The organism is Priestia sp. FSL H7-0729 (assembly GCF_038005685.1).
GTDB lineage: Bacteria > Bacillota > Bacilli > Paenibacillales > Paenibacillaceae > Paenibacillus.
Genome location: NZ_JBBOTQ010000001.1, coordinates 1,406,671 through 1,423,964, shown reverse-complemented (window position 1 = coordinate 1,423,964; position 17,294 = coordinate 1,406,671). Strand labels below are relative to the sequence as shown.

Below are 17,294 nucleotides of genomic sequence, written 5' to 3'. Positions count from 1 at the left end.
TGACTTTTTTCCATAACAAAGGAGAGGGTTATATGGCCGAGCAAGCCCCCATTTTGCAAATGATAGGCATCACCAAACAATTTCCCGGGGTTAAAGCGCTGTCCAGCGTCAGCTTTCGCTTGTTTCCAGGCGAGATTCATGCCTTGATGGGTGAGAACGGAGCGGGAAAGTCGACGTTGATTAAAGTTCTGACTGGCGTTTATTCCATTGACGAAGGAACGGTAACGATGGATAACCGTGATCTTTCGATCTCCGGTCCGCTCGAAGCACAGAAGGCGGGAATCAGTACCGTTTACCAGGAGGTTAATCTCTGCCCGAACTTAACGGTTGCTGAGAATATTTATATCGGGCGGGAGCCGATGCGATTTGGCAAAATCAATTGGAAGCAAATGAACAAAGATGCAGAGAACCTGCTACGAGAAAGATTACATCTGTCCATCGACGTTAAGGCTCCTTTACAGAACTACTCGGTTGCGATTCAACAACTGATTGCGATTGCAAGAGCACTCAGCATCTCGGCAAAAGTGCTCATACTGGATGAACCCACATCCAGTCTGGACAAAAACGAGGTTCAGCAACTGTTTCGGATAATGCACAAATTAAAGAGTGAAGGTCTCGCCATTCTTTTTGTTACTCATTTTCTTGATCAGGTATACGAAATGTCGGATCGTCTAACGGTGCTCCGTAACGGGGAATTGGAAGGAGAGTACATAGCCGCAGAACTTCCACGCATGGAACTGGTGCTCAAGATGATCGGCAAGGAGCTTGAAGTGTTGGAGGAGCTTCCGAAGGAAACGGATGCTATCGAGGCCAAGTCGGGAGAACTGTTAATTACCGCGAAGGGAATTGGACGGAAAGGTGCGATTGAGCCATTCGATCTGGATATTTGCAAGGGAGAAGTCGTGGGCTTGGCTGGGCTATTGGGGTCTGGTCGTACCGAGATCGCTCGCCTTTTCTTTGGTGCAGATCGTTCGGACGAAGGCAAGCTTCTCGTTATGGATACAGGAAGTACGGTCAAGTCGCCGCGACATGCGATTGATCAAAATATTGCTTTTTGCTCCGAGAATCGTAAAACCGAAGGCATAATCGATGATCTGACCATCCGGGAGAACATTATTCTGGCTTTACAGGCGACACGCGGCTGGTCCAAACCAATCTCACGCAAGAAGCAGGATGAAATCGCCGAAAAGTATATCAACCTGTTAAATATCCATCCGAAAAACCCGGAGCATTTAATTAAAAATCTGAGCGGCGGCAATCAGCAAAAGGTGTTGCTTGCACGGTGGCTGCTGATGAACCCCGATTTGTTAATTCTCGATGAACCTACGCGTGGCATTGATATTGGTGCAAAGACCGAAATTCAGAAGCTGGTACTTTCTTTGTCAAAGCAGGGTATGGCTGTGATGTTCATTTCGTCCGAGCTGGAAGAAGTGATTCGTGTCAGCCAGCGGATTGCCGTACTTCGGGACCGCAAAAAAGTGAAAGAACTCAGCGGGGATCAGATCCACCAACAGCAAATTATGAAAGCAATGGCAGGAGGTTGAAGGGATGGCGGGCAAGATGCGTAAACATCATTTGTTTTGGCCGTTATGTACGCTCGGTTTACTTTTACTCTTTAATTTGCTGTACTCTCCGGATTTCTTCTCCCTCGTCATGCGTGAAGGAAATCTGTACGGCAGCTTGATTGATATTCTCAATTTTGGAGCACCTTTAATTCTGGTATCCATCGGCATGACGCTGGTCATTGCGACCGGAGGTATCGATTTGTCCGTGGGCTCCATTGTAGCGATTTCCGGTGCCGTGGCGTGTATGAGCATCAGCAGAGGAGTAGATCAGAGTTCCTTCGGGCTTGTGTTGGGTGCACTTGGATTATCTATAGGTCTCTCTCTGATCTTGGGCATATGGAACGGGGCTCTAGTTTCTGTTGCCCGAATCCAGCCCATTATTGCGACGCTTATTCTGATGGTAGCCGGACGTGGGATTGCGCAACTGATTACGAGTGGACAGATTATTACGGTATCCAATGCGAACTACGCCTATATCGGGGCCGGTTCGTTAGCAACATTACCTTTTTCCATCTTCATCGTATTGACTGTCTTGCTTGTTGCCTCTCTGTTAACGAGAAAAACGGCACTGGGACTGTTTATCGAATCGGTCGGAAGTAACGCGAGTGCGAGCCGACTGGCAGGTATTCGGTCAAGAACGGTAATTCTCACGGTGTATGTCTTCTGTGGTCTGTGTGCTGGCATTGCCGGGCTTATTCTCAGCTCGAATGTGTCCAGTGCGGATGGAAATAATGCCGGTCTTTGGTATGAACTCGATGCCATTCTTGCTGTCGTCATTGGGGGGACTTCGCTGAGTGGTGGTCGTTTCTATCTAATGGGTACCGTTGTTGGAGCGCTTATTATCCAAACCTTAACAACAACGATCTATATGATTGGTGTACCACCAGAAGTTACACTTGTTGTCAAAGCCTTTGTTGTACTGGCCGTATGTTTGATTCAATCCGATTCCTTCCGCAATTCCATGCTGATCCGTTGGAAAAAACGGAAGTTTCCAGCCGAACAGGGGGTTAACCGCCATGTTTCTTAATCGTAAGTATCTCCCGGTCCTTGTCACTTTCGGCTTGCTGGCTGTAATGTTTGCCATAGGCTCTTTCCGGTATACAGGGTTCTTTTCCACCCAAGTCTTGTTTAATCTTCTCATTGACAACGCATTTCTGATTATCACGGCGATTGGCATGACTTTTGTGATTGTATCGGGAGGGATCGACCTGTCGGTTGGTTCTGTCATTGCGCTGACAACCATTATTAGTGCAAGTCTGATCGAGAAACAGGGCTGGTCACCTGCCATCGTTATACCAATGGTGCTGGTCATGGGTGCGTTGTTTGGCACAGTCATGGGTGCGATCATCCATTATTTTAAAATTCAGCCCTTCATCGTGACCCTGGCAGGTATGTTTTTGGCGCGGGGGCTGTGTTATGTGATCAGTCTCGACACCATTACCATTACGAATCCATTTTACACGCAGGTTGCACAGGCGAAAATTTCCCTGCCAGGGGGCAGTTTTGTCTCCATTAATGTAATTATTGCTCTGGTCATTCTACTGCTAGCAATTTATCTGGCACATTATACCCGGTTCGGGCGCAACGTTTACGCCCTCGGTGGAAGTGAACAATCTGCGCTGCTCATGGGATTGCCGGTTGCACGTACCAAAATTCTGGTGTACACGTTCAGCGGATTGTGCTCTGCGCTTGCGGGTGTCGTCTTCACCTTCTACATGTTATCCGGTTATGGATTACACGCCATGGGTCTTGAACTCGATACCATCGCGGCTGTTGTGATCGGAGGCACTCTGCTGACAGGTGGTGTGGGATATGTGGCGGGAACCTTTATTGGCGTATTGATCCAGGGGGCTATCCAAACTATAATTAGCTTCGAAGGCACGCTCAGCTCATGGTGGACCAAGATTGTAATTGGTCTGATGCTGTTTGTCTTTATTTTGTTCCAACGACTTCTTAGCGGGCGGCGAGTATCCTCGAAATCCCTGCATTAAGTGGATCGGATGAAATGATACTGAACACAAATACCGAACAATGATATAACAATATGTTCTCTGCACCGGTAGTTGTAGAGACTAACATGGGGATGGGGGGAGCATGAGTGAGAAGATACGTGAACGGGTTGTGCTTGTTCATACTGCTGCTACTGCTTGTCGGTTGCACAACACAAGAGTCTGAATCTGTGCCTCCTCCTATCTCGTCTAACAACTTGGAAACTCTCCCATCCGTTGAGAAATGGATGGAATTAACAGTGGCAAGAGATATCTCTACGAAACCGATTGTCTTGGGTTTCTCACAACTCGGCAGAGAGAGTGCCTGGCGTCTGGCAAACTCCACATCTATTCGAAATGCTGCGGCAGAATCGGGAATCTCCCTTGTGATAAAAAATGCAGAACAGTCTCAGACGAAACAGTTCGAGGCCGTTCGGTCGTTCATCAGGCAAAAGGTGGACGTCATTGCCATTGCACCGGTCGTGGAATCAGGCTGGGATGGCATTCTTCAGGAAGCCAAGGATGCAGGCATACCCGTGATCATCGTAGACCGGTCAGTCGCTGTCAAAGACACTTCACTTTTTGTGACAACGATTGGATCAGACTTCTATGAGGAAGGTGTGAAGGCGGGGAAGTACATTCTGGATCGGATGCGAAATCATCCGGGTTCGATACGAATTGCCGAACTGCAAGGCACGAGTGGTTCTACGCCTTCCATCCAGCGTGGAGAGGGATTTAGAAGCATTTTGGACACCAGAGCAGATATCATCTTCTCACAAAGTGCTCCTGCCGATTTTACGGAGGCCAATGGGAAACAAGTGATGAAGGAGTTCCTTCAGGTTCCGGAAGAAGAAAGGCCACAGGTTCTTTTTGCCCATAATGATGAAATGGCTTTTGGCGCCATTCAAGCGATAGAAGAAGCTGGGCTGAAGCCGGGAGAGGACATCATCATTGTCTCGGTGGACGGCTCTCGCAAAGCACTTGAAATTCTGGCCAGTGGGAAAATCAATGCTGTGGTGGAATGTAACCCACTGCTTGGTCCACAGCTTATGCAGGCTACCAAAGAAATTATTGCAGGACGAACACTCCCGAAGCGCATGGTGCCCCCGGAGGACATTTTTACACAAGAGAGCGCTAGACGGGAGATGTATAATCGGCGATTTTAGAGCACGTAAAAAAATAGAACATTTTGGATAAAATAGAATTTACTTTAAATAACCTTATCGTTTATACTAAACTCACCTTGAACTAAAGTCTTATCTATGAGAAAGGAGGCCGTGGTTTACCTTTAATTGAAAGCGCTTTTTTTCGAGGGTTGAACGTTGATAAAGAGAGGGAGTGTAGTAAGGTATTATGCTGTGATTAAATATGAGGAGGGAATATTATGTTCAAAGGAAAGCTGGCAAAAGCGGTAATATCACTCGCACTCTTCAGTACATTGTTCTCCATTCCTGCAGTGCCTGATGCTCGTGCTGCGGATGCAGCCTGTCCAAATGGTTATGTAGGCTTGACGTTTGATGATGGCCCATTTGGAAATACAACAAATATGCTTAACGCATTGAAACAGGCCGGTTTGCGGGCAACGATGTTCAATGTTGGACAAAATGCGCAAAATAATCAATCTCTGGTTACTGCACAGGTGGCAGCTGGCATGTGGATCGGCAATCATTCCTATACACATCCGAATATGACTACGTTAAACAGCTCTCAGATGTCGTCAGAGATTACACGGACACAGCAGACGATTCAGTCCATTACTGGAAGTTCACCTAAATTGTTCAGACCTCCTTACGGTGCGACAAATGCGACCTTGAAATCCGTTGTGAGCCAAAGCGGGCTCACTGAAGTGCTGTGGAACGTAGATTCCCAAGACTGGAATGGCGCCAGTGCAACCCAAATTGTAGCGGCTGTGAACACCATGAAAAGTGGTGATGTCATTCTAATGCATGATCAGTACCAGACGACACTTCAGGCCATCCCGCAGATTGCACAAAATCTGAAGAATCGTGGCCTTTGCTCCGGCATGATCTCACCGGCGACAGGTCGGGCAGTCGCGCCTGATGGAGGCACCACCAATCCTCCAGGTACTTCAACAAAAGTGGAAGCTGAGAATATGACCAAAGGTGGTCAGTACACAGGGAATATAAGCTCTCCTTTCAATGGAGTAGTGCTTTATGCTAACAATGATTTGGTTAAATACACGCAGTATTTTGCAACGGGCACTCACAATTTTTCACTTCGTGGGGCTTCAAACAATGCCAATATGGCTAGAGTGGATTTGAAGATTGGCGGACTGACCAAGGGGACTTTTTACTTCGGAGGAAACAACCCTGCGGTGTATACGCTTAATAATGTTAGTCACGGCACTGGAAACCAGGAGATTCAGCTGGTTGTAACCGCAGATGACGGGACATGGGACGTGTACATTGATTACTTGGAAATCAATTAATTAACGCAGGTTAATTGAAAAATAATGTGCAGATATGAAATCCCATTTGAAGTCCAATGGGATTTTATCGTGTTTTTGGACATTTTGTAATACAAAAGTGGAAGGGAAACATTTATAATGAATGAAAATGTGGACAGGGAAAATTTGGTTGTATTGAAACCATTTGTTTATTAGGAGTGGATTGATCCAATGGCTTGTTACCGATCATCTGGAGACCAGTGAAATCATAAAACTCATTTTGAAGAAGGTCCTAAAATAAAAGCGGAAGTTATATAGGGATATCTGTATAACGAACAGCAGGGGATGGATGGTAATTGACGACAGTGACTTTTGAAGAGGTAGCAGAACAGCACCTTCCTGAGATTAGAGTGATCTATAACTATTATGTAAGGAATACAACGATTTCGTTTCATACGGAGGAGTTAAATCTTGAGCAGATTGAATCCTCTGTGATCAACAAGGATACGCGTTATAAAACTTACGTAATTCTTGAAAACAATCAAATGGTGGGTTATGTTCTGATCACCCAATATAAGAGTAAGCAGGCTTATGACATCTGTGGAGAAGTCACTATATATTTGAAGCCCGATATTTTGGGGAAAGGCTTAGGCAAACAAGCACTTCGTTTCATAGAGGAGGTTGCAAAAGAACAAGGATTCCATACCTTAATTGCGACGATTTGCATGGAAAATACCAGAAGTAAGTCATTATTCGAGAGAAATGGCTATGAACAATGTGCTCTATTTAAAGAGATCGGATATAAATTTGATCGAAAACTGGATATTGGAAGTTTCCAAAAGATATTGTAAGGGGAATACGAAATGAGTCAAAACCTATATATTGTATCTGGCCCCCCAGGAGTAGGGAAATCTACAACTTCCAAGCTGCTGGTTCAGACTTTAGATAAAAGTGCATACATCTCTGGAGATGCGGTTAGTCACTTTCCGGTTAAAGGGAGAGGTAAACCCTGGCTTGATAAGGCTACAAACGACTTAACGTGGAAAAATATATCTAGTCTGGTGAAAAACTTATTGGATTATAACTACGATGTAGTTTTGGACTATGTGTCCTTTCCGGAAGACATTGCTGGATTAATGACAGAATTGGCAGACTATCATGTTCGTGTAATCTATGTTGTATTGATGGTGGATCGTCCAACCATTATTCATAGGGACCTTCTAAGAGCAGAAGAATATCAAATGAAAGAAAGAAGTTTGCTTCTGCTGGATGTGTTTGAAAATCATCTGGATTTAAGAACAGATAACAAGCTGTATACTCATCATTTTACAGAAGATCAACTACCTGAAATCGTCAGTGAAATTATAAACAATGAGAAATATCGACTGAAATAAATGCACGGTACTATATTACGAATTGTAATAATGATAAGAGGGTGAACAGATGAACAGAGGAATACGCTTTGAAATACCAAATGCCTATGGTCGCTTTCTTGGGGAGATTTTAAAACCTATAGAAGTATCTAATTTCGATTGGTTTATTGGTGAAGAGGAGTCCTATTTCGTTGTTAATGATACGTTAGGGGATGATCTTTTTCCGGATATAATTATTGGTATGAATGGAGAAGAGTTACAAAAGATTATTGATAACAACGAGTATTATTTAATATTTGCAAATTTAAAAGCATTTCCAAAAGGTGCAAAAATAATGGATGTAATCACCTATGGAGATTATATGTTGAGTGACTGTCAGCTGGTTCTTCTTGTAATTGATAGTATCTACGTCACAGTTTATTGTAAAGACCCGGAAAAAATCGAGGAATTATATAATCACATAAATAGACAGGGATTCGAATCTCTTGAATATTTAACGGATGATAATGATATAAGGACAAAACTATCGGTCTGGTGACAAAGGTGCTTGAGATGAACTGCTAAGATTTGATAGGCCTTCCCCTACTGTCGAAAGTAACACTATGTAATTAATCTAACGAACCTGAGAGACGCTATATGGGGATAAATAGCTTTTTATAGCGTTTTTGTCAGATGACTTTGGGGTATAAGATGTTTCATGTTCCTTACAATTTTAAAAGAGGACATGAAGGCAGAATAAGCTTTCCTGTGTTCCTTAGAAAATCTCCTAAGTTTGAAAACACACTATAGTTCTTTTCTTCAATGATATTTGAATGTTTATGAATACGATTACATCTTGTGAAGGAGGGATTTCACGTGTCTGATTACTATTGGGATAACCAGCTTGAATATCTTAGCAGGCCAAAGAGATTTTCTCAAAAACTTCTTATCAAACGACTTTTATAGTAGATGACATTGAAACAGTAGAAGTGAAAAGGCAATACGATATAGCAATAAGTCATGCCTTCTTATTACATATGACAGAGCCGATCACCATTCTTCGGAAGATGATCGAAAGTGTAGTAGATGAGGGTAGAATCATATGTTTTGAACCCCATTGGATCGCTAATATGTCAAACTATGAATTACATGGACTTGAACAATCCAAAATTATTCAGCTGGGTATTCTTCAAAAATTATTCGAAGAGGATAGCAAACGGAATGGTAAAGACGGAAATATCGGTATGAAGCTTCCAATCCTGCTTAGCCAACTTGGGTTGAGAAATGTAGAATGCCGGGTGAGTGACAAGGTGAACTTCTTAGATCAACACATGGCGGATTCGGATAAGGAAACGCTTTTTCAAGCTTTAAAAGAAGAAGGATTGGGACAAGAGCCAAATGCTAGACCTGAAGTTGTTACTCCATTGGTTGGAAGAGGCCTGAATTCAGAAGAAGCGAATAGACAATATGAAGCAGAGAGGGTGTATGCTAGGGAGTTTAATGAGAACTCATGGTTAACCTATGCTCCGAACATGAAAATTACATGGGGAATTGTGATGAGATAAGTGTGTAGTTTCTAATACTCATAGGGAGGTACAGAGGATGATATATAGGAGAAAAACCTATTTTATTGCGACTTCTTTTGTAGAAGAGTTTAATGCTCTATTTAATGATATTTTGCTGCCATCCCAATTGAAGTACGGATCAAGACTTATTGGAAGATGGCATACACCAATCGATGATGAAACCAGTGAAATTTTTGCGATGTGGGAATACGATACCCTTGAACAATACGAAGAAATTGAGAAAAATATAAAATCAGATTCAGAACACGTAAAGCGAGTTCAAGCGCGTTTTGATCAAATCGGAAGACATCGGTATAAAGAAGTATTTCGAGAAGAGAGTAGGCAAGTGTTTTTCACTTCAACAGTAGATCGCGAACAAACAATTTTGAAGTGAAATATAAGAAAAGGAGATGAGAGTATGATAGAGACAGAGCGACTTATATTTCGAAAATATACCAAAAATGATTTCGATTTGCTTTTCGAGATGACACGTGAGCCAAGTATGATGAAATTTATAAGACATGGAGGACCCTGGACGAAGGAAGAAACCATGCAAAGCCTGGAAAAGTTCATCAACTGGAATGAAGACGATAAGGGGCTGTTCCTTGCATTCAATAAAGAGGATAACAAGTGCATTGGGACCTCTGGACTGATTCCTCAAATCATTGAAGGCATTGATGAGTTTGAAGTTGGTTACTGGGTTATGGAGCAATACTGGGGTATGGGTTACGGATATGAACAAGCACAAGCATGGAAAAAATATGCCATGGATCACTTGAAACAGAGACGATTAATATCGTTAATTCAACATGGTAATGTGGGTTCTATGAAAGTGGCGCAAAAGAATGGCATGAAACATGAGAAGGACGTAGACATCATAGGGAAAAAGGTAGCGGTGTACTCCATTGAGGTGAATGGATGATGACTCCATTTCCTGAATTAGAAACCAAAAGATTGCTGTTGAGAGAGATTAAACAGAGTGATTCCCAAGATATATTTCATATTTTTTCTTCAGATGAAGTTACAAAGTTCTACGATGTAGAGAGTTTTACAAATATGAAACAAGCAGAAGAACTCATACAAAGATGGAATGAACGATTCGAAAATTGTCAGGTTATTCGTTGGGGAATTGCTTTGAAGTCAAACAACAGAATTATTGGAACATCCGGATTTCATGGTTGGATGAAACAACATCATAAAGCTGCGATGGGATATGAATTAGCACCTGAGTTCTGGCGGCAGGGTTATATGACTGAGGTCACTCAGAGAATCGTTGAATATGGATTCAAGAAGCTTGAATTAAATAGAATTGAAGCGTTTGTAGAGCCAGAGAACGCAGGATCAAGAACGTTGCTTGAGAAAATTGGCTTCAGTGAAGAAGGCATATTGAAAGAAAACTATTATTGGAAAAATCGATTTGTTGATAATGTCATCTATGCATTGTTGAAGAAAGATTATGTATGAGAATTCGAATTATAGGATCTTGCGGCAGTGGGAAATCAACTTTGGCAAAAGAATTATCGGATATATTCGGTATTCCTTCCTATGAACTAGACAATCTCATCTGGGACAGGAGCGCCGAAAATCTGAGATACCCTGAAAGTGTGAGGGATGAATCCGTCCAATCTATTGTCAGTTCAGAGGCTTGGATCATAGAAGGAGTACAGTACAAAGATTGGACTTTAAAATCCATACAAGAAGCTGATTTAATCTTTGTATTAAACCCAAATGTGTTCATTAGAGACTATCGAATTATAAAGAGGTTTGTATTGTCCAGATTGGGCTTGCGACCGTGGAATTACAAGCAGTCATTCAAGGATTTATGCAAGATGATTGTGAAGTGGAACCATCAATATAATATAGGTGCAGCGATAGATGTGATTAACGAAAATAACAAGATAGCAATGATCATGAAGAATAAAAAACAAGTTATACAGTTAATTGAAGCTCATTTGGAAGTGATTTTAAGTGAAAGTGAAAAGAACTCTAGAGTTAACCAAAGCGTGTCGAAAGAGGAGATACAGTGTTGAATATAAAAATACAACCAGTCACCCGAGAGAATTGGGAAGAGGCGCTGAAGATCTCTTTGCATGAACACCAAATCTCGTTAGTTCCGTCCGTTATTGAGGGAATCGCTTACGCCTATATAAAACCGTGGGATGAAGCATTTGATCCTTACGTACTTGAAATCGATGGGAAGATATTTGGATTCTTTTATTTGAGTTATACTCCGGATAGTACTGATAATTATTGGATCGGTGGTTTTCAAATTGATAAATCCTATCAAGGTAAAGGAATGGGAAAGCGCGCTATAAGAGCCATTCTAGATTACATCACGAAACAGCATCCGTTGTGCAATGTTATTTCATTAACGGTTGAACAGGATAACGAAATAGCACAAAACTTGTATAGGAGCATGTCCTTCATTATTGAGAATAGAACCAATTCAGATGATGAAGTGATCTACAGGTTGGCAATAAGGTGATAAATTCTAATCGTGTAAAGATTATATGTGATGATTTTCTAAATGAGGTGACTTAAACATTGAATAATATCAATCATGAGAATGAATTACACATCGTATTTGATGATGATCATGAAGAAGACTACAAAACCGTTTGTAATAACTTATATAACTATAACGTCTCTGAAACAAATGGTTTATTAAACAAGCCTGGACAAACTATAAATCTTTTTTTACGGGACAAGACAGGTAAGGCAGTTGGTGGGATCTTCTGTGCTACATATTGTGAAACATTATATATTGATAATTTTTGGATAGATATGGAACACAGAAAGAAAGGATATGGAAAATCATTAATCATGCAAGCAGAAAGCATGGCGGAGAGTACGGGAGCGACAAGGGAGTGTTAGATATCACTGAATTTAATGATCTTGAAAGAGAGATAAAACGAAATAAAGCGGAGAGTTGCGTTATATACCGAGAAAAATCAATTCAATATGAATATTATCGAAATCGGAAAACGAAAGAAAAACAACATAAAGTGAATTCAATTACAAAAAGTGTGCTCTCCGCATTGATGGGAATCGCTATAGAACAGGGTTACATTGAGCATGAGGATATTCCAATTGTCAATTATTTTAACGATCTGGATGATAGCAAAATGGGGATTACGATTAAACATTTGTTAACGATGTCTTCGGGCCTGCATTATCCGGGGAATGACTCGATGATTCCATCTAGGAATTGGACAAAATTTGTTCTTGAACAACCTGTTGAATTCGAACCTGGAATTCAAATGAAATATAGTTGCGGAAGTTCTCACATACTCAGCGCCATATTACAGAAGGCGACGGGTATGAACACAGCTGAATTTGCTAAAAAGCACTTATTTGTACCTCTAGGTATTGACGAGTTTCATTGGTATCAGGATACACAAGGGGTTTCCATTGGTGGATTTGGTTTGCGAATGAAGATCGAAGATATGTTGAAGTTTGGGGTGTTATACGCTCAGAATGGGGAGTGGAATTCGAAACAACTCATCTCTGCTGACTGGATTGCTAGAAGTGAAAGTCCTTCTCTTACTTCCAACCCCTTATATAGCTACCATTGGCGCATAATGAAAAGCATCAAGGAAGAAGAAACTGAAAATAAAACGTTTTATGCTATGGGTATGGGCGGTGGACGAGGGCAATATATCTTTGTTAACCAAAAGCGAGGATTGGTTGTGGTAGTCACAACAATTATATCCGATGATAATTTGTTACCACTTCAGTGGTTTAACCATTATATTTTGAAAGAGTAGTCATGTAATTGGAGGGATACCATGAGTCAATGGTTTGATCTAGATGAACTTGATCCAGAGTTAATCAAATTTGCAGTGATAATCGCTAAATATAACCATAAATTCATCATTATCAAAAATAGGAAAAGAGGAGGTTGGGAGATCCCAGGAGGCAACAAAGAAATGGGGGAAACCATTTTACATACGGCAAGTCGAGAACTCTATGAAGAGACAGGTGCAGTGCATTTTGAATTAACACCTTATGGAGTATATGAATGGAATGGGAGCTTTGGTATGGTCTCTTATGCTGAGGTTATACTGCTCGGTAGCTTACCCGAGTCGGAGATTGATGAAATAAAACTTGTGGACGTATTGCCTGAAGGGATGAACTTCGGAGATATGTTTTATCATTTCTTGGATAGATGGGATGGACTTGAGAAGTATGAGTTTAAGAAATACACCATCGAAATAAATCATGTAAATGAGTTACCTGTAATTAAAATAAGCTGATTGTCGTTGGAGGAAATCTGTTTTGAAACTGAAGGAGAGATGGCAACGCCCATGATAACGTATAGAACGTTGACCCTGGATGATGTGAATCAACTGCAGGCAATAGATCGTTCGGAACATATAGATCTCATCTATGAAATGAGAGAGAACAGATTGGTCGAGCTAAAACAAAATCATGAGTGCTCAGACTGGGATGAAAAGCTTTTGGAGGAGATTCAAAATCGATACATCTACGAATTAGAACAAGGTGGCATGGCATATGGCGCGTTTGCTGATGATCAATTCATTGGATTTGGAGTGCTGGCACATCAACTCAGAGGAAGAGAACAAAATCAATTACAAGTTGACTTGATGTATGTCTCACGCGGGTACAGAAGACAAGGCGTTGGAAAACGTATTCTAAATCAATTAGGTGAGGAGGCTAAGAAACGCGGCGCACAGTATCTGTATATCTCCTCCACAGAGACGAGATCGGCAGTATCCTTTTACAAAAGCCAGGGCAGCCAGATTACTAGTGAGATTGATCAAGAACTTTATGATAAAGAGCCGAAAGATATACACATGATAAAGGAGCTGGGCACATGACAACGGTTGGCATACTTGGCACCATTCATAATCCAGAACTCAGGGAGCGATATCATTGTTCGCTTTCCCTTTACAAGAATGTGATAACTGAGTTTAAGCCAGATCTTGTTTGTGGTGAAGTGCATCCACAGAGTTGGTTGAGATATCAGAAGGACACACATGATAGAGGATACTGGGGAGAACCGGCCAGTGAATATTGGGATTTGGTATTCCCTTTGTGCGAGGAGCGTAACATTCCATTTGTCCCTATTGATTGGTTTGAATTGGATGTGTGGAATGCTTTTGATCCATTTAACGATTATTCGGGCGAGGAACGCCAGGAACTTGAACAGCGGGATAATCATTGGTTTGCGGAACAGATGGAGACGTATCGATTTGGCGAGATTCCTTTTAATTCAAAAGAGTTCGATCGGGTAACCAGACAAAAATATGAATGGTTGTATCAGGTGAATGCGAAGGCACAGAACTTTCGCTGGGTGGTCCGTAATCAGATTATGGTTCAAAGAGTCAAAAATACAATTGAAGCTCATCCAGGAAAACGAATTCTTTGTATCATAGGAGCCGATCATAATTTCATCTTCCAAGAAGAGCTGATGAAAGAAACCATTAAATTGCTGTATCCGTTACGATAAAGAAACCGTTGGTAGAATTACATACGAAATGTATGAAACTTATCAATGAAGGAGCTTTACATGCGCAAAAAAATCCGTATAACACTCAAGTACAGCTTATTAAGTATTATTTTGATGCTTATCGTAGCTTTAATATTTCCCACATGGACATCCCAAATTAAAGGGGAAAACAGCATCAGCATGTTAGAGCAGATCGAAATCAACGGCGCAGGTCACGAGGTCATGATTAGGGGTGTTAATCGGAGTAACCCCATTCTTATTTTTGTACATGGTGGGCCAGGATGCTCGGAGATTCCTTACGTTAGAAAGTATCAGCAGGAGCTTGAGCAACATTTCACTGTAGTGCATTATGATCAACGTGGGAGCGGAAAGTCTTATCACTTTTTTGAGGATTACTCGAAACTGACGACAGATGTATTAGTAGATGATTTGTTAGCGTTAAGTGATTATGTATCTAAGGAGTTAAATCAAGAGAAGGTTATATTAATCGGTCATTCATTTGGTACATACATCGGGATGAAAGCTGCGGCTAAGGCGCCAACTCAGTTTCACGCCTATATTGGCATTGGGCAGATGGCAGATACGCTTCAGAGCGAACGGGAGAGTTTGGAGTACACGTTAGAACAAGCGAAACAAGCCGGAAATGCAAAGGATGTACAAAAACTGGAGCTAGTTCGTGACTCGATCGAGCAAGGAGAGGAACTCACACCTAGAATTCTTGTGCAAAAGTACGGCGGCTCAGCCAGACTCATCCATGAGAATAGAGATTATATTTCAGGATTCCTATTTAGTCCCGAGTACAATGGGCTGGATATCATTCGCTTTTATTCAGGGATTTTCAGTTCGCAAGACATCTTACTAAGGGAAGCATTTGATCAAAATGTACCCGATATTGTGGATCATCTGGAGATTCCTAGTTATTTTGTGATGGGCAAATATGATTATATGACCACTGCGAATGCAGCACGTGCTTATTTTGATGTGTTTGATGCACCGATCAAAGACTTCATTGTATTCAACGAATCAGCGCATTACCCACAGTTTGAAGAGAAAGATAAATTCGTAAAATGGTTAAATGAGCTATTTTAAGATGCATAGAGAGGAGCAAGATCATATTGTTAAGTGAATTCATTGAGCTTGAAGAAGAGAGTGATGAGAGTTATCGGTGTTATACTCTGTCACATACTGTGCAAATCTTTAAACATTGCATACAGGATGAGGATTTAAATGACTTCCGAATATATGTGTCCACAACTACACCGTTAGATTCAATTGTCATTAAAATAAAAGACTACATCAAGTGGTTTTCAACTTGTGAGACTGTCTTTCGAGAATATTATGAAAATGAACTTCATGAAAAGGTACATAAGAATTGGTTTAATGAGATTGAAGTCTATCGCGTGGATATCACATTTAACAGTATAGCCGACTACGGCGCAACAATATCTTGCGGAGATAATATCCTGCACGATCACATCATGATGATTGATTTTGATCAAGAACATATTCAAGCAATTAAGTTAAACGGATAGATGGATTATTTTGTAGTAAATCGTCAAAAAAGAGCAATAAAGATATCGCTTTATTTTCCATAAATGTGTTATTATGTTGGTGAAAGACGAAAATTTCATTTGTTTGATCGATAGGAGAGGAGGCACGAATTCTCGATTCATTCAATCTGTAAATAATAGATTAACTGCACTGCTTGTTAAAAAATAATTGAATAAGCGGAGGTATGGTTATGTTTAAAAAATGGAAGAAATTTGGCGTCAGCAGCTTGGCCCTTATGTTAGTTGCTGCGGTGGCCTTCACCGGATGGAGCCCCAAAGCATCAGCAGCAGACGCTTCGCAAGTGGTGGCTGAGATGGGTGCAGGTTGGAATCTGGGTAATCAGCTGGAAGCAGCGGTAAATGGCACACCGAGTGAGACAGCTTGGGGCAATCCTACGGTGACTCCGGCACTGATTCAAAAAGTGAAAGCTGCGGGCTTCAAGTCGATTCGTATTCCCATTTCCTATTTGAATAACATTGGAAGCGCTCCCAATTATACAATCAATGCGGCATGGCTGAATCGAATTCAGCAAGTTGTAGATTATGCCTACAATGAAGGTCTGTATGTCATTATCAATATTCATGGTGATGGTTACAATTCTGTACAGGGCGGATGGTTGCTCGTGAATAGTGGCAATCAGACGGCCATTAAAGAAAAGTATAAAAAGGTGTGGCAGCAGGTTGCTACCAAGTTCAGCAACTATAATGATCGTCTTATCTTTGAATCCATGAATGAAGTATTCGACGGCAACTATGGCAACCCGAACTCGGCATATTATGCCAATCTGAACGCCTACAATCAAATCTTCGTGGATACGGTTCGTCAGACTGGAGGTAACAACAATGCCAGATGGTTGTTGATTCCGGGCTGGAACACCAATATTGACTTCACAGTTGGTAATTATGGTTTTGCCCTTCCGACAGATAATTTCAGATCCTCCGCAATTCCTAGCTCACAGAAGAGAATCATGATCTCGGCACACTATTACTCCCCATGGGATTTTGCAGGTGAAGAAAATGGAAATATAACGCAGTGGGGTGCAACGGCAACGAATCCTGCCAAGAAGTCTACTTGGGGGCAAGAGGACTATCTGGAATCGCAGTTTAAGTCCATGTACGATAAATTTGTGACTCAGGGCTATCCTGTGGTGATTGGTGAATTCGGCTCGATTGATAAAACATCGTACGATTCCAGCAACAATGTTTATCGTGCTGCATACGCCAAAGCAGTTACAGCAAAAGCCAAGAAATACAAAATGGTTCCTGTTTATTGGGACAATGGGCATAACGGTCAACATGGGTTCGCCTTGTTTAACCGTCAGAATAATACCGTGACGCAACAAAACATCATTAATGCGATTATGCAAGGTATGCAATAATAGACGAACTAGCTT

At 41.5% G+C, this 17,294-nt stretch carries 22 protein-coding genes; all 22 read left to right on the top strand.

The features are described 5' to 3' along the window. Nucleotides 1-32 precede the first annotated feature (32 nt). The 22 genes from MHH93_RS05955 (at nucleotide 33) to MHH93_RS05850 (ending at nucleotide 17,279) form a co-directional block, all read left to right on the top strand. Nucleotides 33-1,544 carry a sugar ABC transporter ATP-binding protein gene (locus MHH93_RS05955; protein WP_500053231.1) on the top strand — a complete coding sequence of 504 codons (1,512 nt, stop codon included), beginning with the start codon at nucleotides 33-35 and terminating at the stop codon, nucleotides 1,542-1,544. A 4-nt stretch (nucleotides 1,545-1,548) separates the two neighbouring features. After that, on the top strand, nucleotides 1,549-2,592 hold the full coding sequence (locus MHH93_RS05950) for an ABC transporter permease (RefSeq protein ID WP_500053230.1): 1,044 nt from the start codon (nucleotides 1,549-1,551) through the stop codon (nucleotides 2,590-2,592). Beyond that, the gene (gene yjfF / locus MHH93_RS05945; protein WP_500053228.1) at nucleotides 2,582-3,556 is read left to right on the top strand and encodes a galactofuranose ABC transporter, permease protein YjfF; all 975 of its coding nucleotides are present in this window, start codon (nucleotides 2,582-2,584) and stop codon (nucleotides 3,554-3,556) included. The genes MHH93_RS05950 and yjfF overlap by 11 nt, the downstream gene beginning before the upstream one ends. A gap of 107 nt (nucleotides 3,557-3,663) precedes the next feature. After that, on the top strand, nucleotides 3,664-4,719 hold the full coding sequence (locus MHH93_RS05940; protein ID WP_500053227.1) for an ABC transporter substrate-binding protein: 1,056 nt from the start codon (nucleotides 3,664-3,666) through the stop codon (nucleotides 4,717-4,719). Between the two features lie 218 nt (nucleotides 4,720-4,937). After that, nucleotides 4,938-6,002 (top strand): polysaccharide deacetylase family protein, encoded by a 1,065-nt coding sequence (locus MHH93_RS05935; protein WP_500053226.1) that lies wholly within the window; start codon nucleotides 4,938-4,940, stop codon nucleotides 6,000-6,002. A gap of 323 nt (nucleotides 6,003-6,325) precedes the next feature. Next, nucleotides 6,326-6,811: a GNAT family N-acetyltransferase gene (locus MHH93_RS05930; RefSeq protein ID WP_500053340.1), complete on the top strand. Its 486-nt coding sequence runs from the start codon at nucleotides 6,326-6,328 to the stop codon at nucleotides 6,809-6,811. 12 nt (nucleotides 6,812-6,823) lie between these two features. Next, a complete protein-coding gene (locus tag MHH93_RS05925; RefSeq protein WP_500053225.1) occupies nucleotides 6,824-7,354 on the top strand; it encodes a P-loop nucleotide/nucleoside kinase family protein in 531 nt (176 codons plus the stop codon). A gap of 49 nt (nucleotides 7,355-7,403) precedes the next feature. Then, on the top strand, nucleotides 7,404-7,871 hold the full coding sequence (locus MHH93_RS05920; protein ID WP_500053224.1) for a DUF2691 family protein: 468 nt from the start codon (nucleotides 7,404-7,406) through the stop codon (nucleotides 7,869-7,871). Nucleotides 7,872-8,442: 571 nt separating this feature from the next. Then, nucleotides 8,443-8,877 carry a methyltransferase gene (locus MHH93_RS05915; RefSeq protein ID WP_500053223.1) on the top strand — a complete coding sequence of 145 codons (435 nt, stop codon included), beginning with the start codon at nucleotides 8,443-8,445 and terminating at the stop codon, nucleotides 8,875-8,877. Nucleotides 8,878-8,914: 37 nt separating this feature from the next. Beyond that, entirely contained in the window at nucleotides 8,915-9,271 is a 357-nt protein-coding gene (locus MHH93_RS05910; protein ID WP_500053222.1) for an NIPSNAP family protein, read from the top strand. Between the two features lie 24 nt (nucleotides 9,272-9,295). Further along, a complete protein-coding gene (locus MHH93_RS05905) occupies nucleotides 9,296-9,799 on the top strand; it encodes a GNAT family N-acetyltransferase (RefSeq protein ID WP_500053221.1) in 504 nt (167 codons plus the stop codon). Continuing rightward, nucleotides 9,799-10,341: a GNAT family N-acetyltransferase gene (locus tag MHH93_RS05900; protein ID WP_500053339.1), complete on the top strand. Its 543-nt coding sequence runs from the start codon at nucleotides 9,799-9,801 to the stop codon at nucleotides 10,339-10,341. The genes MHH93_RS05905 and MHH93_RS05900 overlap by 1 nt, the downstream gene beginning before the upstream one ends. Further along, nucleotides 10,338-10,907, top strand: a complete 570-nt coding sequence (locus MHH93_RS05895) for a P-loop NTPase family protein (RefSeq protein ID WP_500053220.1) — start codon at nucleotides 10,338-10,340, stop codon at nucleotides 10,905-10,907. The genes MHH93_RS05900 and MHH93_RS05895 overlap by 4 nt, the downstream gene beginning before the upstream one ends. Then, on the top strand, nucleotides 10,901-11,362 hold the full coding sequence (locus MHH93_RS05890) for a GNAT family N-acetyltransferase (protein ID WP_500053219.1): 462 nt from the start codon (nucleotides 10,901-10,903) through the stop codon (nucleotides 11,360-11,362). Before MHH93_RS05895 ends, MHH93_RS05890 begins: the two co-directional genes overlap by 7 nt. Nucleotides 11,363-11,421: 59 nt before the next feature. Then, on the top strand, nucleotides 11,422-11,751 hold the full coding sequence (locus tag MHH93_RS05885; RefSeq protein WP_500053218.1) for a GNAT family N-acetyltransferase: 330 nt from the start codon (nucleotides 11,422-11,424) through the stop codon (nucleotides 11,749-11,751). Next, nucleotides 11,745-12,644 (top strand): serine hydrolase domain-containing protein, encoded by a 900-nt coding sequence (locus tag MHH93_RS05880; RefSeq protein ID WP_500053217.1) that lies wholly within the window; start codon nucleotides 11,745-11,747, stop codon nucleotides 12,642-12,644. The genes MHH93_RS05885 and MHH93_RS05880 overlap by 7 nt, the downstream gene beginning before the upstream one ends. Before the next feature lie 21 nt (nucleotides 12,645-12,665). After that, nucleotides 12,666-13,133 carry an NUDIX domain-containing protein gene (locus MHH93_RS05875; protein ID WP_500053216.1) on the top strand — a complete coding sequence of 156 codons (468 nt, stop codon included), beginning with the start codon at nucleotides 12,666-12,668 and terminating at the stop codon, nucleotides 13,131-13,133. 39 nt (nucleotides 13,134-13,172) lie between these two features. After that, nucleotides 13,173-13,718: a GNAT family N-acetyltransferase gene (locus MHH93_RS05870; RefSeq protein WP_500053215.1), complete on the top strand. Its 546-nt coding sequence runs from the start codon at nucleotides 13,173-13,175 to the stop codon at nucleotides 13,716-13,718. Continuing rightward, nucleotides 13,715-14,350, top strand: coding sequence for a hypothetical protein (locus tag MHH93_RS05865; protein WP_500053214.1), 636 nt, complete (start codon nucleotides 13,715-13,717; stop codon nucleotides 14,348-14,350). The genes MHH93_RS05870 and MHH93_RS05865 overlap by 4 nt, the downstream gene beginning before the upstream one ends. A 60-nt stretch (nucleotides 14,351-14,410) precedes the next feature. Beyond that, complete coding sequence (locus MHH93_RS05860; protein ID WP_500053213.1) at nucleotides 14,411-15,439, top strand: alpha/beta fold hydrolase; 1,029 nt, start codon at nucleotides 14,411-14,413, stop codon at nucleotides 15,437-15,439. A 26-nt stretch (nucleotides 15,440-15,465) separates the two neighbouring features. After that, entirely contained in the window at nucleotides 15,466-15,882 is a 417-nt protein-coding gene (locus tag MHH93_RS05855; protein WP_500053212.1) for a hypothetical protein, read from the top strand. A 209-nt stretch (nucleotides 15,883-16,091) separates the two neighbouring features. Next, entirely contained in the window at nucleotides 16,092-17,279 is a 1,188-nt protein-coding gene (locus MHH93_RS05850) for a glycoside hydrolase family 5 protein (RefSeq protein WP_500053211.1), read from the top strand. Nucleotides 17,280-17,294 lie beyond the last annotated feature (15 nt).